Origin of the sequence: Mycolicibacterium anyangense (assembly GCF_010731855.1) — a bacterium.
Classification (GTDB): Bacteria; Actinomycetota; Actinomycetes; order Mycobacteriales; family Mycobacteriaceae; genus Mycobacterium; species Mycobacterium anyangense.
Genome location: NZ_AP022620.1, coordinates 4,010,441 through 4,029,633 on the forward strand (window position 1 = coordinate 4,010,441; position 19,193 = coordinate 4,029,633).

At 67.3% G+C, this 19,193-nt stretch carries 17 protein-coding genes, 2 tRNA genes and 1 pseudogene; 10 read left to right on the forward strand and 10 right to left on the reverse strand.

The features are described 5' to 3' along the window. Positions 1 to 3: 3 nt before the first annotated feature. The gene (locus G6N35_RS18990; protein ID WP_246224383.1) at positions 4 to 1,230 is read left to right on the forward strand and encodes a protein kinase domain-containing protein; all 1,227 of its coding nucleotides are present in this window, start codon (positions 4 to 6) and stop codon (positions 1,228 to 1,230) included. After that, positions 1,230 to 3,110, forward strand: coding sequence for a Stk1 family PASTA domain-containing Ser/Thr kinase (gene pknB, locus G6N35_RS18995; protein ID WP_163805642.1), 1,881 nt, complete (start codon positions 1,230 to 1,232; stop codon positions 3,108 to 3,110). Before G6N35_RS18990 ends, pknB begins: the two co-directional genes overlap by 1 nt. Here the strand turns inward: pknB and G6N35_RS19000 are convergent. Both G6N35_RS19000 and G6N35_RS19005 read right to left on the reverse strand, forming a co-directional pair. Beyond that, complete coding sequence (locus G6N35_RS19000) at positions 3,094 to 3,777, reverse strand: aminodeoxychorismate/anthranilate synthase component II (RefSeq protein WP_163805643.1); 684 nt, start codon at positions 3,775 to 3,777, stop codon at positions 3,094 to 3,096. The genes pknB and G6N35_RS19000 overlap by 17 nt on opposite strands. A 27-nt stretch (positions 3,778 to 3,804) precedes the next feature. After that, the gene (locus G6N35_RS19005; RefSeq protein ID WP_163805644.1) at positions 3,805 to 4,596 is read right to left on the reverse strand and encodes a DUF881 domain-containing protein; all 792 of its coding nucleotides are present in this window, start codon (positions 4,594 to 4,596) and stop codon (positions 3,805 to 3,807) included. 47 nt (positions 4,597 to 4,643) lie between these two features. On the opposite strand from G6N35_RS19005, the gene crgA reads away from it, so the two are divergent. After that, a complete protein-coding gene (gene crgA, locus G6N35_RS19010) occupies positions 4,644 to 4,925 on the forward strand; it encodes a cell division protein CrgA (protein ID WP_163805645.1) in 282 nt (93 codons plus the stop codon). 156 nt (positions 4,926 to 5,081) lie between these two features. After that, the gene (locus G6N35_RS19015; RefSeq protein WP_163805646.1) at positions 5,082 to 5,498 is read left to right on the forward strand and encodes a PH domain-containing protein; all 417 of its coding nucleotides are present in this window, start codon (positions 5,082 to 5,084) and stop codon (positions 5,496 to 5,498) included. Between the two features lie 16 nt (positions 5,499 to 5,514). Here the strand turns inward: G6N35_RS19015 and G6N35_RS19020 are convergent, their stop codons facing one another. Beyond that, positions 5,515 to 6,060 carry a peptidylprolyl isomerase gene (locus tag G6N35_RS19020; RefSeq protein WP_170313182.1) on the reverse strand — a complete coding sequence of 182 codons (546 nt, stop codon included), beginning with the start codon at positions 6,058 to 6,060 and terminating at the stop codon, positions 5,515 to 5,517. Between the two features lie 58 nt (positions 6,061 to 6,118). Here G6N35_RS19020 and cwsA point away from each other — a divergent pair, with 58 nt between their 5' ends. The 6 genes and pseudogenes from cwsA (at position 6,119) to G6N35_RS19045 (ending at position 11,328) form a co-directional block, all read left to right on the forward strand. Then, complete coding sequence (gene cwsA / locus G6N35_RS19025) at positions 6,119 to 6,526, forward strand: cell wall synthesis protein CwsA (RefSeq protein ID WP_163805647.1); 408 nt, start codon at positions 6,119 to 6,121, stop codon at positions 6,524 to 6,526. A gap of 9 nt (positions 6,527 to 6,535) precedes the next feature. After that, positions 6,536 to 7,894: an L-serine ammonia-lyase gene (locus G6N35_RS19030; RefSeq protein WP_163805648.1), complete on the forward strand. Its 1,359-nt coding sequence runs from the start codon at positions 6,536 to 6,538 to the stop codon at positions 7,892 to 7,894. A gap of 125 nt (positions 7,895 to 8,019) precedes the next feature. Further along, positions 8,020 to 9,867, forward strand: coding sequence for a cadherin-like domain-containing protein (locus tag G6N35_RS19035; RefSeq protein ID WP_163805649.1), 1,848 nt, complete (start codon positions 8,020 to 8,022; stop codon positions 9,865 to 9,867). A 26-nt stretch (positions 9,868 to 9,893) separates the two neighbouring features. Then, positions 9,894 to 9,992 (forward strand): annotated as a pseudogene (locus G6N35_RS27775) (serine dehydratase beta chain); the annotation flags it as partial. A gap of 31 nt (positions 9,993 to 10,023) precedes the next feature. Next, the gene (locus G6N35_RS27090; RefSeq protein WP_281357083.1) at positions 10,024 to 10,149 is read left to right on the forward strand and encodes a hypothetical protein; all 126 of its coding nucleotides are present in this window, start codon (positions 10,024 to 10,026) and stop codon (positions 10,147 to 10,149) included. Positions 10,150 to 10,227: 78 nt separating this feature from the next. Beyond that, positions 10,228 to 11,328 carry an alpha/beta hydrolase gene (locus G6N35_RS19045; protein WP_163805650.1) on the forward strand — a complete coding sequence of 367 codons (1,101 nt, stop codon included), beginning with the start codon at positions 10,228 to 10,230 and terminating at the stop codon, positions 11,326 to 11,328. 4 nt (positions 11,329 to 11,332) lie between these two features. On the opposite strand, the gene G6N35_RS19050 is transcribed toward G6N35_RS19045, so the two are convergent. The 7 genes from G6N35_RS19050 to recF all read right to left on the reverse strand — a co-directional run bounded on the left by G6N35_RS19050 (position 11,333) and on the right by recF (position 19,190). Then, positions 11,333 to 11,405, reverse strand: a tRNA-Ala gene (locus tag G6N35_RS19050). A 134-nt stretch (positions 11,406 to 11,539) separates the two neighbouring features. Next, positions 11,540 to 11,613, reverse strand: a tRNA-Ile gene (locus G6N35_RS19055). A 65-nt stretch (positions 11,614 to 11,678) separates the two neighbouring features. Beyond that, complete coding sequence (locus G6N35_RS19060) at positions 11,679 to 12,602, reverse strand: DUF3566 domain-containing protein (protein WP_163805651.1); 924 nt, start codon at positions 12,600 to 12,602, stop codon at positions 11,679 to 11,681. Between the two features lie 32 nt (positions 12,603 to 12,634). Beyond that, complete coding sequence (gyrA, locus tag G6N35_RS19065) at positions 12,635 to 15,178, reverse strand: DNA gyrase subunit A (protein WP_163805652.1); 2,544 nt, start codon at positions 15,176 to 15,178, stop codon at positions 12,635 to 12,637. 35 nt (positions 15,179 to 15,213) lie between these two features. Continuing rightward, positions 15,214 to 17,229: a DNA topoisomerase (ATP-hydrolyzing) subunit B gene (gyrB, locus tag G6N35_RS19070; protein WP_163805653.1), complete on the reverse strand. Its 2,016-nt coding sequence runs from the start codon at positions 17,227 to 17,229 to the stop codon at positions 15,214 to 15,216. 222 nt (positions 17,230 to 17,451) lie between these two features. Continuing rightward, complete coding sequence (locus tag G6N35_RS19075; RefSeq protein ID WP_281357025.1) at positions 17,452 to 18,045, reverse strand: DUF721 family protein; 594 nt, start codon at positions 18,043 to 18,045, stop codon at positions 17,452 to 17,454. Then, a complete protein-coding gene (gene recF, locus G6N35_RS19080; RefSeq protein ID WP_163805654.1) occupies positions 18,042 to 19,190 on the reverse strand; it encodes a DNA replication/repair protein RecF in 1,149 nt (382 codons plus the stop codon). Before recF ends, G6N35_RS19075 begins: the two co-directional genes overlap by 4 nt. Positions 19,191 to 19,193 lie beyond the last annotated feature (3 nt).

A 19,193-nucleotide genomic window follows, 5' to 3' on the forward strand; every position in this document is an offset into this window, starting at 1 on the left:
GCCATGAGCCCCCGCGTGGGTGTGACCCTGTCCGGCCGCTACCGGTTGCAGCGGCTGATCGCCACCGGCGGTATGGGCCAGGTGTGGGAAGCCGTGGACAGCCGGCTGGGCCGTCGCGTCGCGGTCAAGGTGCTCAAGCAGGAGTTCTCCTCGGACCCCGAGTTCGTCGAGCGGTTCCGGGCCGAAGCCCGCACCGTCGCCATGCTCAACCACCCTGGCATCGCCGCCGTGCACGACTACGGCGAGACCGACATGGACGGTGAGGGCCGCACCGCCTACCTGGTCATGGAGCTCATCAACGGCGAGCCGCTGAACTCGGTGATCAAGCGCACCGGCCGGCTCTCGCTGCGCCACGCGCTGGACATGCTGGAGCAGACCGGCCGCGCGCTGCAGGTGGCGCACGCCGCCGGCCTGGTGCACCGCGACGTCAAACCCGGCAACATCCTGATCACCCCGACCGGGCAGGTGAAGCTCACCGACTTCGGTATCGCCAAGGCCGTGGACGCCGCGCCCGTCACCCAGACCGGCATGGTGATGGGCACCGCCCAGTACATCGCGCCGGAGCAGGCCCTCGGCCATGACGCCACCGCCGCCAGCGACGTCTACTCGCTGGGAGTCGTTGGCTACGAAGCGGTTTCAGGCAAGCGGCCGTTCGTCGGCGACGGGGCGCTGACCGTCGCGATGAAGCACATCAAGGAGACGCCTGCGCCGTTGCCGGCCGACCTACCGCCGAATGTGCGCGAGCTGATCGAGATCACCCTGGTGAAGAACCCGGGCATGCGCTACCGCAACGGCGGGCAGTTCGCCGACGCCGTCGGCGCGGTGCGTGCCGGACGGCGTCCGCCGCGGCCGAACTCCGCACCCACCATCCGGGCCACGCCGGCAGCCATCCCGGGCAGCTCGCCGCGGTTGCCTGCAGTGCCCCCGCCGTCCACCGCCGCCCGCCCACGTCCGGCGACCGGCGGTCACCGCAGCCAACCGGCCCGCCGCACCTTCTCCTCCGGGCAGCGCGCTCTGCTGTGGGCGGCCGGCGTGCTCGGCGCGCTGGCGATCATCAGCGCCATCCTGATCGTGCTGGCCGACCGCGACCGTCGGGACACGGCCCCGGTCCAGCGCACCGAGACGGAGACGGTGACGCCGACGCCCGGCGCGGGCACCGCCCCGTCGGGGTGGGACGGCCGGGAACCGGTGATCCGGTTGGTCGCGGCTATAGACGGCGAGGGCCCGTAATGACCACGCCCCAGCACCTGTCCGACCGTTACGAGCTCGGCGAGATCCTCGGTTTCGGCGGGATGTCCGAGGTACACATGGCCCGCGACACCCGCCTGCACCGCGATGTGGCGGTGAAGGTGCTGCGCGCCGACCTCGCCCGCGACCCCAGCTTCTATCTGCGGTTCCGCCGCGAGGCCCAGAACGCCGCCGCGCTCAATCATCCGGCGATCGTCGCGGTGTACGACACCGGTGAGGCAGAGACGGCCACCGGGCCGCTGCCCTACATCGTGATGGAGTACGTCGACGGGGTGACCCTGCGCGACATCGTCCACACCGACGGGCCGATGCCGCCGCGGCGGGCGATCGAGATCATCGCGGATGCCTGCCAGGCGCTGAACTTCAGCCACCAGCACGGCATCATCCACCGCGACGTCAAGCCGGCCAACATCATGATCTCCAAGACCGGTGCGGTGAAGGTCATGGACTTCGGCATCGCCCGCGCGCTGGCCGATGCGGGCAACAGCGTCACCCAGACCGCCGCGGTGATCGGCACCGCACAGTACCTCTCACCCGAGCAGGCCCGCGGCGAGTCGGTCGACGCCCGCTCCGACGTCTACTCGCTGGGCTGTGTGCTCTACGAGGTCCTCACCGGCGAGCCGCCGTTCATCGGTGATTCGCCGGTGGCGGTGGCCTACCAGCACGTCCGCGAGGATCCGGTGCCGCCGTCGCAGAAGCATGCCGGCGTCTCCCCGGAATTGGACGCCGTCGTCCTCAAGGCGCTGGCCAAGAACCCCGACAACCGCTATCAGACCGCGGCCGAGATGCGGGCCGATCTGGTTCGGGTGCACAACGGGGAGGCCCCCGATGCGCCCAAGGTGCTCAGCCACGCCGAGCGCACCTCGCTGCTGAACGCGACACCGCCCCTGCGGCCTCGCGGCGACGACACCGACGAGATCCCACGGCACGGAGCCGTCGTCGAGAACGAACGGGCCGGTGGGTCCATCGGTCGCTGGCTCATCGCCGTCGCGATCCTGGCCATCCTGACCGTGGTGGTGACAGTCGCGATCAACATGGTCAGCGGCAGTCCGCGCAATGTGCAGGTGCCGGATGTCCGTGGGCAGGCTGCCGCCGATGCGATCGCGACACTGCAGAACAAGGGTTTCAAGATCCGGACGCAACAGAAGCCGGACAACACCATCGCGCCCGAGAAGGTCATCGGTACCGACCCGCCCGCCAACTCCATGGCCAGCGCCGGCGACGAGATCACCATCAACGTGTCCTACGGACCGGAGCAGCGCGAGGTTCCGGACTGCACCGGTCTGAGCTACGGCGAGTGTGTCCAGAAGCTCAAGGCCGCCGGATTCGGCAAGTACAAGCAGACCGAGCAGGCTTCCACACCCGAGCAGAAGGACAAGGTCCTCTCGACGATCCCGCCGGCGAACCAGACGTCGGCGATCACCAATGAGATCACCGTCGTCGTCGGCAAGGGACCGCAGACCGCGGCCGTGCCGGTCATCGCCGGCCAGACCGTCGACGTCGCCGGGCAGATCCTCACCGCCTCGGGCTTCTTGAAGTTCATCCAGGTCCCCGTCGACAGCACCGAACCTGCCGGACAGGTGGTGGGCTCCGATCCGGCCGCCGGCCAGGTTGTCGCGCAGGACACCGTGATCCAGATCCAGGTGTCCAAGGGCAACCAGTTCGTGATGCCGGATCTCAAGGGTCAGTTCTGGACCGACGCCGAGCCCAATCTGCGGGTCCTCGGCTGGACCGGCGTGCTGATCAAGGGGCCCAATGTCGACAACAGCGGGGTGCGCAGCAACGGCGTGGTGACCCAGAGTCCGGCGGCGGGTACCGCCGTGAACTTCGGGGCGTCGATCACCCTCAGCTTTGCGTCGTAGCGGGGGCGGCTGATCCAGCCGTCGCGTGCCGCACCGTATCGGCCACTTCCTGCTCGAGGCGGCTGACCAGGGTCTCGGCCGGCGCCGCGCCGCAGTAGCCCAGCCAGTTGGCCAGCATCCGGTGACCGCCCTCGGTGAGGATCGACTCGGGATGGAACTGCACGCCGTGGATGGGGAGATCGACGTGCCGCACCGCCATGATGACCCCGCCCTTCGTACGGGCGGTCACCTCCAGCGCCGCCGGTACGGTCTCCGGCAGGATGGTCAGCGAGTGATACCGCGTCGCGGTGAACGGGTTCGGAAGTCCATGCAGCACACCAACATTCGTGTGATACACGGTGCTGGTCTTACCGTGTAGCAGTTCCGGCGCGCGGTCCACCGTGCCACCGAACGCCACCCCGATCGCCTGGTGTCCCAGGCAGACCCCGAGCAGGGGAGTGCCGGCTGCCGCACACGCCCGCACCAGGGGGATGGAGGCGCCGGCGCGTTCCGGGGTGCCCGGGCCGGGGCTCAGCAGCACACCGTCGAATTCCGCCGCGATGGCGTCAGCGTCGGCCAGGCGCTCGTCGTCGTTGCGCCAGACCTGCGCGTCCACCCCGAGCTGACCCAGGTACTGGACCAGGTTGAACACGAAGCTGTCGTAGTTGTCGACGACCAAGACCTGCATCGTGCCAGGCTACCTGGGACGATCCAGTCAATATCCGACAGGACCGGCCGGCTGGGCGTAGCGCATCCGCACCGGCTCGGTGTAGCCGGCGACCTGGACATCGGTGCGCACCTCTTCGCTGTAGCCCAGGCCGAACCGGACTACGTACTGCTTGTAGAGCGTGACGAGCGGGGCATCGGCCAGGGCGGCCTTCATGGCGTTGGCGTCGCCGATCGCGGTGATGACATACGGCGGGCTGTAGGTGCGTCCGTTGAGCAGCAACGTATTGCCCACGCAGCGCGGTGCCGAGGTGTTGATGATCCGCTGGTCCTGCATCTGGATGGCCTCGGCGCCTGCGCTCCACAGCGCGTTCAGCACTGCCTGGATGTCCTGCTGGTGGACGACCAGGTCGTCGGGGGAGGCGTCCCGGGGGAAACGGCCGTTGGCGTCGCGCTGGGCGTCCGACAACGTCACCACCAGCCCGGGTCCGTGCACCGGCGCCAACCCCGCGTCGGCGGCCAGCTGATCGGCCCTGGCCAGCATCGCCGAGAGCGCGGTACCCGCCGAGGCGCCGTGGGTGGAGTCCACCTGGGCGGCCAAGGAGTCGCGCTGGGCGCTGAGCCGGTCGACCGAGCTCTGGGTGTCGTGCACCAGGTCGACCAGCCGGGGGGCGTCGCTGCGCCGGATCTCACCGCCACCGGAGACGCCGTGCGTGGCGGCCAGCAGCAGGCCGGCCAGCAGGCACACCACTGGGACGCCGTAGCGCCACGCCGAACGTGGGGCCGTCGTCGTCGCCGGTGCCGCGTGTGTCTGCTCGCGGCGTCGCTGCGTTAATCTCATAGTCGATCTGCGACCCATCGTCGCACCGATTCGTCCCGAAGGTACCCATGCCCAAGTCCAAGGTTCGCAAGAAGAACGACTTCACCGTCAAGCCGGTCAGCCGTACCCCGGTCAAGGTGAAGGCCGGGCCGTCGAGCGTGTGGTTCGTCGTGCTGTTCATCAGCCTGATGCTGATCGGGCTGATCTGGCTGCTGGTGTTCCAGTTGGCGGCCTCGGGATTCGACACCCCGAGTGCCCTGCAGTGGATGGCTAACCTGGGTCCGTGGAACTACGCGATCGCGTTTGCCTTCATGATCACAGGGTTGTTGCTCACGATGCGGTGGCGCTGAGCGGGCCCGACACTCTATCCCGTGCCTCGCTGTGTGCGCGCCGTTACCGTGCTGGCAACCTTCTGGTAAGCCAATCACATCGATGTGATTCATCCCCATTGTGGATAGCACCTGTGGATAACTGCGTTTGCCACGGTGACAGCGCCCGAGGATGCTATGCAGCAAACTGAGTGGGCGCCCCGCCCCGGAGGTGTCGTCGCCTTCGGAATCGTGGGTGTTGTGATGTGCATCGCCTCTGTGACCGTGGTCACAGAGGCGCCAGGGCGCATCCTCACCGGCGTTGCCGCGGTGGGCCTGATCCTGTTTGCACTCGGATCGTGGCGAGCGCGACCACGGCTGGCAATCACCCCCGACGGCCTGGTGTACCGGGGGTGGTTCAGGTCACAGACTTTGCGGCATCCGGACATCTCCCTGATCCGCATCACCGAGTTTCGGCGGATCGGCCGCAAAGTACGACTTTTGGAGATCGACACCACCGACGACCGGCTGATCGTGCTCAGCCGGTGGGACCTGGGTGCCGAACCGCTCGGCGTGCTCGACGCCCTCACCGAGGCCGGCTACGCCGGTCGGTGAGGCCGCCTAGCGACCGTCAGGAGATGGTGACGGACTCGATGACGACGGGCTCGGTGGGCCGGTCGTTGCGGTCGACGGCGGTGGTGGCGATCGCGTCGACGACCTTCTGCGACTCCGGGTCGACGACCTCGCCGAAGATGGTGTGCCGACGGTTCAGGTGCGGCGTGGGGCCGACGGTGATGAAGAACTGCGAGCCGTTGGTACCCGGCCCGGCATTGGCCATCGCCAGCAGGTAGGGCTTGTCGAACTGCAGCTCACCGTGGAACTCGTCGGCGAACTTGTAGCCCGGGCCGCCGCGGCCGGTACCGGTCGGGTCACCGCCCTGGATCATGAAACCGTCGATGACGCGGTGGAACACCGCACCGTCGTAGAACGGTCCGGAGGTGCTGCCCGACGCGTTCTGCGTCGAGTACTCCTTGGTGCCCTGGGCCAGGCCGACGAAGTTCGCGACGGTCTTGGGGGCGTGATTACCGAACAGGGCGATCTTGATGTCACCGCGGTTGGTGTGCAGGGTCGCGGTCGCGGTCGCAATAGGGCTCGTCACGAATTCACAGTGTGCCACTAGCCCGCACTGCCCCATCTCGCGGCCACCCGGTGCGGTGGTGTGGCACTGTTGAACCATGGCCCGCAAGACCGCACCGACGCTCACCTCCCAGCAGCGCCTACGGCGCGGACTGCACTACACCGCGGTGGGTCCGGTGGACGTCACCCGCGGCGTGGTCGGACTGACAGCGCACTCCGCGGAGTCGGCCGCCGCCGCAGTGCGTCGCCGCTACCGCGACACCCGTGCCGCGCGCCGCGAACTGATGCAGGAAGCCGCCGCGGTCAAGCAGGTGGTGGCCGAGTTGCCCGCCGCAATCCAGGAGGCCCGCAGCGCGCCGCGCCGTCGCCGCCGGCTGCTGGTGTTCGGCGGCCTGGGCTTGGCGACCGTGGTCGGCGGCGCGGTGGCATTCACCATCGTGCGTCGTTCCATGCAGCCCGAGCCGTCTGCGCTGCCGCCCAGCGTCGAGGTCTCTCCCAAGCCGTAGCGGGCACGCGTGGCCGTCAGCGTTTTCGATCTGTTCTCCATCGGGATCGGCCCATCGAGTTCACACACCGTGGGACCGATGCGGGCGGCCGCCCGCTTCACCCGTCGCCTCGCCGAGCGGGGCGTCCTGGGTGCCGTCGAACGGGTCCGGGTCGAGTTGTACGGATCTCTCGGGGCCACCGGCACTGGGCACGGGACCATCGGCGCGGTGGTGCTCGGGCTCGGCGGTGCCGACCCGGAGACGGTGGATCCCGCGGACGTGGCAGACCGGGTGCTGGCGGTGCGCACCACCGGCCGGCTGGCCCTCGGTGGCGGCCGGACCATCGACTTCGACCTTGGTTCTGATATCGCACTTCGGTTGGACCGCTTGGACTTTCATTCCAACGGGATGGCGTTCGAAGCGGTGGGTTCGGGCGGGTCGGTGCTGGACCGGCGGATCTATTTCTCGATCGGTGGTGGCGCGATCCTCGACGAGGACGAGGCCGCCGCACCGGCGGTGGGTGACACCGAGCTGCCGTATCCGTTCGCCACGGCCAAGGAATTGGTGGCGCTGGCCGTCGGCCGCGGGTGCACGATCGCCGAGCTGATGGCCGACAACGAACATGCGCTGGGCCGCCACGACGACCTGCGCGCCGGGGTGCTGCGGATCTGGCACGCTATGCGGGACTGCGTGAGCGCCGGGCTGACCCACGAGGGTGTGCTGCCCGGCGGACTGAAGGTGAAGCGCCGGGCCCACCAGCTGGCGGCTCAACTCGAGGCCACACCCGACGACCCGCTGTACGCGCTGGACTGGACGACCGTGTACGCGCTGGCGGTCAACGAGGAGAACGCGGCAGGCGGCCGGGTGGTGACGGCACCGACCAACGGCGCCGCAGGCGTGATTCCCGCTGTGCTGCACTACTATTCACGATTCGTCCCGGGCGCTTCCGACGACGGGGTGGTGGAGTTCCTGCTGACCGCCGCCGCGATCGGCGTGCTGTTCAAGGCCAACGCCTCGATCTCCGGAGCCGAGGTGGGCTGCCAGGGCGAGGTCGGCTCGGCGTGCTCGATGGCGGCCGCCGGACTGACCGCCGTGCTCGGCGGCACGCCCCAACAAGTGGAGAACGCCGCCGAGATCGGTATCGAGCACAACCTCGGTCTGACATGTGATCCGGTCGGCGGGCTGGTGCAGATCCCGTGCATCGAACGCAACGCCGTGGCGGCGGTCAAGGCGATCACCGCCGCGCGGATGGCCATGCACGGCGATGGAACCCACTTCGTCAGCCTGGACACCGCGATCAAGACGATGCGCGACACCGGCGCCGATATGGCCGACAAGTACAAGGAGACCGCTCAGGGCGGGCTGGCGCTGAATGTGGTGGAGTGCTGAGCGCCCAACAAGTAATGACTCAAGCGTAAATTTTTTCGTTAACTGGTTGGACCACATGACCCAGCTGTGCTAGTTTCCCGTCACGTTTCCATAACGACGCTGGTCAACGGGGGTTCACCATGACGATGTCAAGGATTTCGGCCGGGCTAGGGTCTGCGGCATTCGTGCTGGGCCTGTCGATCGTGGGCCCGCAAGCTATCGCAGCAGCCGACAGTGGCAACGAGGATTCGGCTGCTGCGACGAGTTCGGCCACGGGTAATCACCAGCGCCCGGCCGGGACCGCACCGTCGCGCCGAACGGGTGCAGCCTCCGCCACCAGCGGCCGTACCGCCACCGCGCGGGTGCGTCCTGCGGCCGCCGTGCCGGACACCGTTTCGCCGGTCGCTGCCGTGCGGCCGAGTTCACCTGCTCACGTCACGGCATCGGCAGCTGCCCGAATCTCGAAGGCGGTCACCTCGGTTGACAGCGAAGGGAACTCGCCTGCGGGTCCACTCGGGCCACCGATCGGCACGCTCCAAGACCCGGCGCGCTCGGCGACTGCGACCGCTTCCAGCGGTGCGGCAAGCACCGGAACCACGGCGCGAATAGGGCAAGTCTTCAGCGCCCCAACGCAACTGGCGCAGGCCAATCCGCTCGGCGGACTCAACACCGCAGTCACCGGCTGGTTCGACGGCACGGCCTCCCTGCTCGGCAATCTGCCTGCCTCACCTATCCGCGAGTTTCTCCAGGGCGCCCTACTGCTGGTCCGGCGAAGCCTCTTCAACCAGACCCCGACCACGAACCCGGTCAACTTCATGATCGAAACCAACGGTGAGACCGTCGGAAGCCTCACAGCCGTCGATCCCGAAGGGGATGCGCTGACCTATTCCCTGGCACAAAAGCCCACCTATGGGACGGTGCAGATCGGACCGGATGGGGTGTACACCTACATTCCCGGACCCGACTTCAACGGCTACGACTCCTTCACCGCGACCGTCAGTGATCGTGGATTCAACATCCTGGATCCCTTCTCGAGCCGGTCGACGCAGGCGTTCGTGGAGGTTCCCTATTGGTCGCTCGGCGGCTACTCCAGGGGATTCACCGTCACCAATCTCACCGGAAGTTCGGTGACCCTCAGCAATTTCTTTTACGACCGCGCCAATTTCGAGGGCTCGGTGGGATCACCGCCGGTCGGCACTGTGCTGAAACCCGGCGACACTGCTCGCTTCGAAAGTGCGCAGTACCTCAACCCCGCCAGCTCCTATCAAACCATCGCAACCTTCACCAGCACCGCGCCGGACGGAACGCCCCGCGAGTGGAAAGTGAAGATGTATACCGACTCCATCTCCGTCGCAAGTCCGGACCAATCGGTGGCTTCCTGCACCACGGGGGATTGCACCTTCACCAAGCCCGACGGCTGGAGTTTCAACGGGAACACCTACCTTGTCGACCCAGCCGGCAGCACCTACACCATCGATAGCGGGCAGGGCCAGAAGCAGGCCCAAATCCTCAACTCGCTGTGCGCCAACGGATCTGCCAAGTGCAGCTTCTCGCCGAAGACCTTCGAGCAGACTCAGTCAAGCCCCCGTGTTGTCGCGACCACAGTGAACAAGGGTTCGACGACGATCACATCGACGTTGACTCGGTCGGAGACGGTCGAGACGACGACGAGCCTGGCTCTGTCGCTCAGCGCGAAGGCCACGATCCTGCAGGTGGTCGAACTCGGCATCACCCGGGAGAGCACCCAGAGTTGGACTGAGAGCACGCAGTACCAGTACTCGGTACAGCAGCCCATCGACCCGAACTCCCGCGGCATTCTGGAGGTACAGGATCCGGTGAAACGGGTGACCGGTGACTTCGTCGCGACGATCGGGAACACCACCTACCGACTCAACGGCGTGACCTTCGAGACCCCAGATCCGGATCCGACTCGGCCCGACGGGGGAAAGCCGGTCTACACGGCAAGGACCGAGCCGCTGTCCTCGGGTGTGTGAGTTAATCCGCACTTCGCTTGGACCGCTTGCACTTTCACTCGAACGGAATGGGTTTCGGGGCGTTCGGCGCCGACCAGACAGTGCTGGAGCGGCGGACCTATTTCTCGATCGGTGGCGGCACGATACTCGACGAGGACGACGCCGAACCGTCGACGGGTGACACCGCGGCGCGGATGGCCATGCACCGCCATCAAGACGATGCGCGACACCGGCGCCGACATGGCCGACAAGTACAAGGAGACCGCCCAGGGCGGGCTGGCGCTGAATGTGGTGGAGTGCTGAGCGCTGGCAAAGCGCTGCAGATGATCGCGCTTCGGTGCATGCTGGTGGCCACGTCCGACCACACGGGGGAGTGATCGCATGGATGTGCGCTTCTGGCTCGGTACCGCAGCCGCGTCAGCGGCCCTCGGACTCGCCGCCCTGACGGGTTCCGCTGTCGCCTCTGCCGACACCGGCGACGGCGCGGGCACGAAGACCACCGCGCATTCGGCCCGTAGCGCTACCGGCTCCCGCGCAGCATCGGCGGCACGGAGCACCGCCCGGCCGGCCCGGGCGCTGGTGACACCCCAGGGCTCGGCCGCGAGCTCGACGCGGTCTGCCACAGCGAGTGCATCGACGGCGCCGGTGACGGTGCGCTCACTAATCAACGATCTGGTGACCTGGGTGTCACGGCAGATCCCAGTAGGCGCGCGCGTGCACGCCACCAAGTACACCGACGTGGCCTACGGCTCGGATCCTGCGCAGGAGCTGGACGTCTACGCACCCCCGCAGGCCGCAGACGCCCCCGTCATCGTGATGGTGCATGGCGGGGGATGGGCGATGGGCGACAAGTCGCACCTGGGGGTGGTACTGAACAAGGTCAACCACTACCTGCCGCAGGGCTATGTCTTCGTCTCCGTGAACTATCCGATGCTGCCGGCGAACAAGCCTGACGCGCAGGCGGATTCGGTCGCAGCGGCCATCACCTACGTCCAGGCCCATGCCACCGAATGGGGTGGGGATCCCACTAATGTCGTCGTCATGGGCCATTCGGCCGGTGCCCACCTGGCGATGCTGGTATCCGCCCAGCGCGACCGCTACCCCGAGCTGCAGCCGTGGCAGGGCACCGTATCCCTGGACTCCGCGGCGCTGGACCTGGTGACCCTCATGCAGAACAACCCGCTGCGGCTCTACACCCGCGCTTTCGGCGACGATCCGACCTACTGGGCAGAGATGTCGCCGCTGGTGGCGCTGAACCAGGCGACCGAACCAATCCTGCTGGTGTGCTCGACCCAACGGCGCAACTCGTGCGATGACGCCGCGACATTCGCCGACGCGGCCCGGGCACTGGGGACCAGCGTCGCGCTGCTGCCGGAGAATCTCTCGCACGGGCAGATCAACAAGAGCCTCGGCACCAGCGGCGCCTACACGAACGCGGTGGACGAATTCATCCACACCGTGACAGGCGTGGGCGGTGCTTGATCTGTGGAGCCTAGGAGATTCGAACTCCTGACATCTGCCTTGCAAAGGCAGCGCTCTACCAACTGAGCTAAGGCCCCGAGTCAGTCGCGGTCGTGGAGGGTGTGCCAGATCTCGCCGCGGCGGCGCTTCCACACCAGCACCGCGCCCGCCACCAGCACCGCCAGCAGTACTGCAATCCGCACGGACGCCCTTCCCGTTGACCAGGACATCGTGGGCCTAGGAGGACTCGAACCTCCGACCTCTTCGTTATCAGCGAAGCGCTCTAACCGCCTGAGCTATAGGCCCGTATTCACATACGACCGAGCGACGAGATTACCCCACCACCCGCACTGCACCCAAACCGCGTCGACCTAGTCCCGGTCGGCCAGGGTGACTTCGATGCCGCCGACGATGTCGGTGCTCAGGTTGTAGATGAACGCACCCACGGTCGCCATCGCCGTCAGCAGCACGATATTCACCAACCCGATCAGCGCGGCACCGCCGAAGATCGTGCCGCTGGACACCAGCTCCCCGCCCCCGCCACTGGTGGCGGTGAGCAGGTCGCCGACGTTGCTGTTCAGCTTGCTCCACACGCCCATGCCGCCGAGCACGAGATAGAGGAACGCCACCGCGATCATCCACACGAAGAACAGCGCCACCGACAACAGCAGCGACACCTTCAGCGCGCTCCACGGGTCGATGTGGCGGATCTGCATACTGGCGCGCACCGGACCGCGAGAACGGTTGGCCGCCACCTGGATTCGCTGCATCGGCGTCGGGGCCTTGGCCGGCGCCGCCTCGGCGGCGGGACGCTCGGGCTTACGCGCCGCAACGGGCTTGGGCGGCGGCCCCGACAGGTCGGGCAACTCGCTCGGGTAGGCCTCCGGGCGGGCCACCTCAGTGCGCTCAGCCCGCGACTCGGGACGGGGCTCGGGCCGCACCGGCGGCTGCTCGGCCTCCGGGCGCGGCTCGGGCCGCGGCGGGGGCGGACCACCCAGCGACGAGAGGTCCGGGGCAGCCGTCCCGGTGATGAAGCGGCTCACCCGGTCGTCGATGCTCGGCGCGCCGGCCGGCGCAGCGGGACGCGGCTCCGGCCGGGCACCACCCTCGGTCGCCGGACGTTGCGGGGCCGCGCCCTGGCGGGCCCGGGTCGCTCCGCGTTGCCACGGCGGCACCTCGGCCGTCGCACCGTAGGGGTCCGAGGCGGGCCGGGGCGTACCCCAGTCCGCCGAGCCGTTCCCGTTGCCCGGGTTGTCGCCCGGCCCGGGCTGACCCGGCTCGTTGGGTGCGCTCACCACCAGCTCCTCACGTATTGCCCCCCGCCACGCTACGTCGCGTCGGTCTCGGGCTCGCCTTCGGCTTCAGGAACCACGGCCGTATCGACCGTGTCTTCCTGGTCCTCCTGCTCCTCGGCATTGCGGGCAATGGCTAATAGTGTGTCGCCCTCGCCCAGGTTCATCAAGCGCACGCCCTTGGTCTGGCGCCCGGCCTTGCGAACCTGCTTGGCCGCGGTACGGATGACACCGCCGCCGGAGGTGATGGCGAAGATCTCACTGTCCTCGTCGACCACCAGAGCACCCACCAGGCTGCCGCGGCGACGGTCGTACTGGACCGTCAAGATCCCCTTGCCGCCACGGCCCTGCGCCGTGTACTCCTCGATCGCGGTGCGCTTGGCGTAGCCGCCGGCCGTCGCGACCAACAGATACGTGCCCTCGCGCACCACATTCAGCGACAACAGCTTGTCGTCCTCGTTGAACCGCATGCCCTGCACACCCGAGGTCGCCCGGCCCATCGGCCGCAACGCCTCATCGGTGGCCGAGAACCGGATCGACTGGCCGTTGGCACTGACCAGCAGCAGATCGTCCTCAGCCGAGCACAGCACCGCACCGACCAGCTCGTCGCCGTCGCGCAGGTTGATCGCGACGATGCCGCCCGAGCGGTTGGAGTCGAAGTCCTCCAGCTTGGACTTCTTCACCAGGCCGTTGCGGGTGGCCAGCACCAGGTACGGCGCGTCCGCGTAGCTCTTGATCTGGATGACCTGGGCGATGCGCTCCTCGGGCTGGAACGCCAGCAGGTTGGCCACGTGCTGACCGCGGGCATTGCGCTGCGCCTCGGGCAGGTCGTAGGCCTTGGCGCGGTACACCCGGCCCTGGGTGGTGAAGAACAGGATCCAGTCGTGCGTGGAGCACACGAAGAAGTGCCGCACGATGTCGTCCTGCTTGAGGGCCGCGCCCTGCACACCCTTGCCGCCGCGTTTCTGGCTGCGGTAGAGATCGGTCTTGGTGCGCTTGGCGTACCCGGTCTCGGTGATCGTGACGACCACGTCCTCACGGGCGATCAGATCCTCGTCGGATACCTCGCCGTCGGCGGCCACGATCCGGGTGCGCCGGTCGTCGCCGTACTTGTCGGCGAGCTCCTTGAGCTCATCGCGCACGATCGCGCGCTGCCGCTCCGGCTTGGCCAGGATGTCCTCGAGGTCGGCGATCTCGGCCTCGATCTTGGCCAGGTCGTCGACGATCTTCTGACGTTCCAGGGCGGCCAGGCGCCGCAGCTGCATGTCCAGGATCGCCTGGGCCTGGATCTCGTCGATATCCAGCAGCTCGATCAGGCCGGCCCGGGCGATGTCGACGGTCTGCGAGGCCCGGATCAACGCAATGACCTCGTCGAGGGCGTCGAGCGCCTTGACCAGACCGCGCAGGATGTGGGCCCGCTCGTTGGCCTTGCGCAACCGGTAGGTGGTGCGCCGGACGATGACATCCAACTGGTGGGCGACGTAGTAGCGGATCATCTGGTCGAGGCGCAGCGTGCGCGGCACCCCGTCGACGATCGAGAGCATGTTGGCGCCGAAGCTGGTCTGCAGCTGGGTGTGCTTGTAGAGGTTGTTCAGCACCACCTTGGCCACGGCGTCGCGCTTGATCTCCACGACGATGCGCAGACCAACCCGGTCGCTGGACTGGTCCTCGATGTTGGAGATGCCGGCCAGCTTGCCGTCGCGGACCTGTTCGGCGATCGAGGTGATGAAGTTGTCGTGGTTGACCTGGTACGGCAACTCGGTGATGACGATGCCGGTGCGGCCGCGGGCGTCCTCTTCGATCTCGACCACACCGCGCATCCGGATCGAACCGCGGCCGGTCCGGTAGGCATCGAGGATGCCCTGGTTACCGACGATCAGACCGGAGGTGGGGAAGTCGGGGCCCTTGACCCGTTCGATCACCGCCTCGAGGGTGGCCTCTTCGTCGGCGTCGTGATTCTCCAGGCACCAGTAGACGGCCTCGGCCAGCTCGCGCAGGTTGTGCGGCGGGATGTTGGTGGCCATACCGACGGCGATACCGCCCGAACCGTTGGCCAGCAGGTTGGGGAACCGGCTCGGCAGAACCGTCGGCTCCTGCACCCGACCGTCGTAGTTTGGAATGAAATCGACTGTCTCCTCGTCGATTTCACGCAGCATCTCCATGGCCAGCGGGGTGAGCCGGGCCTCGGTGTACCGCATGGCGGCTGGCGGGTCGTTACCCGGCGAACCGAAGTTGCCCTGCCCGTCGACCAGCGGGTAGCGCAACGACCACGGCTGGGCCATCCGGACCAGGGTGTCGTAGATCGAGGCGTCACCGTGCGGGTGGTAGTTACCCATCGTTTCGGCAACGGAGCGTGCGGATTTCGCGTGGCTGCGGTCCGGCCGGAACCCGGAGTCGTACATGGCGTAGAGCACGCGGCGGTGCACCGGCTTGAGACCGTCGCGCACCTCCGGCAGCGCACGGCCGACGATCACGCTCATCGCGTAGTCGATGTAGCTGCGCTGCATCTCCTGCTGGATGTCGACCGGCTCGATGCGGTCTCCGGTGGCGTCGCCGGGCGGCAACGTGGTGTCAGTCATCTGATCCTTCTGTCCCTAGGAAGGGGTGTACTTCACTAAACATCAAGGAAGCGAACGTCTTTGGCGTTGCGGGTGATGAAGCTGCGGCGCGCCTCGACGTCCTCGCCCATCAGGATGGAGAACAACTCGTCAGCGGCCGCGGCATCGTCGAGGGTGACCTGACGCAGCACCCGCACCGACGGGTCCATGGTGGTCTCCCACAGTTCCTTGGCGTTCATCTCGCCCAGACCCTTGTACCGCTGGATACCGTCGTCGGTGTTGATCTTCTTGCCCGCATTGCGTCCCGCCTCGAGCAGGCCGTCGCGCTCGCGGTCGGAGTAGGCGAACTCGTGCTCGGAGCGCTGCCACTTGAGCTTGTACAGCGGCGGCTGGGCCAGGAACACATGTCCGGCCTCGATCAGCGGCTTCATGAAGCGAAACAGCAGGGTCAGCAGCAGCGTCGAAATGTGTTGTCCGTCAACGTCGGCGTCGGCCATCAGCACGATCTTGTGATAGCGCAGCTTGGCGATGTCGAACTCGTCGTGAATGCCGGTGCCCAGCGCGGTGATGATGGCCTGGACTTCGGTGTTTTTCAACACGCGGTCGATGCGGGCCTTCTCGACGTTGATGATCTTGCCGCGCAACGGCAGGATCGCCTGGAACATCGAGTCGCGGCCGCTCTTGGCCGAGCCGCCGGCCGAGTCACCCTCCACCACATACAGTTCGGACTTGCTCGGGTCGGTCGAACGGCAGTCGGCCAGCTTGCCCGGCAACCCGCCGATATCGGTTGCGCTCTTGCGGCGCACCAGCTCTCGCGCCTTACGGGCAGCGATCCGTGCCTGCGCCGAGGAGACCGCCTTGTTGACGACGGTCTTGGCCTCGGTCGGATTGGCCTCGAACCAGTGGGTCAGCTGCTCGTTGCAGATGCGCTGGACGAACGACTTCACCTCGGTGTTGCCGAGTTTGGTCTTGGTCTGGCCTTCGAACTGCGGCTGGGAGACCTTCACCGAGATCACCGCGGCCAACCCCTCGCGGATGTCGTCACCGGTGAGGTTGGCGTCCTTCTCCTTGAGCAGCTTCTTGTCCTTGGCGTACTTGTTGACCACCGTGGTCAGTGCCGCGCGGAAGCCCTCTTCGTGGGTGCCGCCCTCATGGGTGTTGATGGTGTTGGCGAAGGTGTGCACCGACTCGGAGTAGCCGGCGTTCCACTGCATCGCGATCTCGACCTCGTGGCCCTCGCCCTTGCCGTCGAAGTCGATGACGCTGGGCTGGATGGCCTGCTTGGTGCGGTTGATGTGCTTGACGAAGTCGACCAGGCCGCCCGGGTAATGGAAGATCCGGTGCTTGACCTTCTGCGGGGCGGCGGCCTGCTCGGCAGCCTTCTCCTCCGCGGACTTCGGGGCCTCGGCGGTGTCGCTGACCACCTCATCGACCACCTCATCGGCGCTGACCCGCTCATCGGTGAGCTCGATGGTCAGACCCTTGTTCAGGAATGCCATTTCCTGAAGCCGGCGCGCGATGGTCTCGAAGTCATAGGTGGTGGTCTCGAAGATGTCCGGGTCCGCCCAGAACCGGATGGTGGTGCCGCGCTTCTTGGTCTTCTCGCCCTGACGCAACGTGCCCGGCACCGACCGGTCGTAGGTCTGGAACCACTCGTAGCCGTCGGTGCAGACATCCGCCTCCAGGCGGGTCGACAAGGCGTTGACCACCGAGACACCCACACCGTGCAGACCGCCGGACACCTGGTAGGCGCCCTCTTCGAACTTTCCGCCGGCGTGCAGCACCGTCATGACCACGTCGATGGTGGGAGCACCGGTGGAGTGCATGGCCACCGGGATACCGCGCCCGTCATCGCTGACCTGCACACCACCGTCTTCCAGGAGGCGGACATCGACCTTGGTCGCGAAACCGGCCATCGCCTCGTCCACCGAGTTGTCGACGACCTCCCAGACCAGATGGTGCAGGCCTCGCTCACCGGTCGAGCCGATATACATACCCGGTCGTTTGCGGACCGCCTCGAGCCCTTCGAGGACTTTGATGGATTCGGCACCGTACTGATCGTTGGCAGCCACTAGCGGAACGCTCTCCTTGGGGTTCGCACGCGCGCGATTGGTACACCGCGCGCAGGTCTTGCGTCAGTCTACCGTCAACCACCGACCGGACCGATTCTGTGTGCGCGTTTCTACACACCTAGTTGAGCCGTGCGCGGAATTTCTCGGATCGGCATACGTCTTGACGCCTAACACACCAGTCGGCGATCTCCACGCGGCCGTCAGCCGACTGTGGTAGAGGACTCAGCCGTAGGTGTCGCGCGGACCCCGCCCGGAGATGTGCAACGGGCCCTTACGCCAGGACGGGGCGGTGGGACCGGTGATCTTCAACGAGGTCACCACCCCGTCGCCGACGGCCGCGGCGATCTTGGCCAGCAGTTGCGCCTGGACCATCCGCAGCTGGGTGGCCCAGGCGGTTGATTCTGCGGAAACGCTGAGCACTCCCTCACGAAGCGCGGTCGGTTGCGCGTGCTCGGCGATCTGCTCACCGACGACCTCGGCCCATTGGGCGAAGACCGTTCCTTCGGCCACCCGCGGCGACCAACCCCGGCTCTTGGCCAGGTCGCGGGTGGCCGAACCCAGAAGTTGGGGATCGCGTTGGTCGGGTCCGGGACCCGACCACCGGCGACCGCCGGTACGCGGCGTGCTGCGCCGACGCGACGGTGACCGCCCACCGCGGCCCACTTCCTTACCCTGACTGCGGGCTGCGCCGCGGGCTTCCTCCAAAGCCCGGCGCACCAGATCCATGCCGGCCAGCCCGCGCAGATGCTCCGGCGGGGCCGCCGCCTGGTCTACGTCCTCGCCGACCTCATCGCGGTCGCCGTCACCGTCAGTCACGACACCACCTCCGACATCCGCCCACTGTCGTCGTCGACCAGTGAGATTCCAATGCGGCGGGCGTCCCAGTCCTCGGGGATGTCCTCACCGACGGCCGCGGTGACCAAGACCTGCTCGGCGTCAGCGGCCACACCGGCCAGCGCGCGACGCCGTGCGTTGTCCAATTCGGCGAACACGTCATCGAGGATCAATACCGGTTCGCTGCCCTCGGTGCGCAGCAGTTCGTAAGCCGCCAGCCGTAAGGCCAGCGCCATCGACCACGATTCACCATGGCTGGCAAAGCCTTTCGCCGGCTGATCACCCAACCGCAGATCCAGGTCGTCGCGGTGCGGGCCGACCAGACACATGCCTCGTTCCAGTTCGGCATCGCGGCGTCTGGCCAGCCCGGCCAGCAGCGCCGCTTCCAGGAACTCGCGGTCCGCACCGTCCTCCCCGGAGAGCTCCACACTACTGCGGTAGCTGATGGCGGCCGGCCGCGAGGCGGGCGCCAGCAACTGGTAGGCCTTCTCCATCTCGGGGGCCAGCAGATTCACCAATTCGATCCGGGCCGCCATCAACTCGGCGCCGTGTGCGGCCAGGTGACCATCCCACACATCAAGGGTGTCGAGGACACTGCGGTCGCCTCGAAAGCGTGCTCCCGCAGCAGATTTCAGCAGTGCCGTGCGTTGTTTGAGAACCTTGTCGTAATCGGCCTTGATACCCGCGATGCGCGGGCGACGTACCGCTGCCAGCTCGTCGAGGTACCGGCGGCGCTCACCTGGATCTCCCCGAACCAGGGCCAGGTCCTCCGGTGCGAAGAGCACCGCACGCACGGCCCCGAGCACCTCCCGGGTACTGCGCACCGGCGACCGGTTGAGCCGGGCCTTATTGGCCCGGCCCGCGGCGATCTCCATGTCGACGGCCAGTTCCCGGCCCTCGTTGACGACGATCGTCGAGATCACCGCCCGCTGTGCACCGGCCCGGATCAGTGGCGCGTCGGTGGCCACCCGATGCGAACCGAGCGTTGCGCAATACCACAGTGCCTCAACAAGATTCGTCTTGCCGAAACCGTTGGACCCGACGAACACGGTGCGTCCCGGAGTCAGCTCCAGGTCGACATGTGCCCACGACCGGAAGTCGCGCAGCGTCAGGTGCCGAACGTACATGCT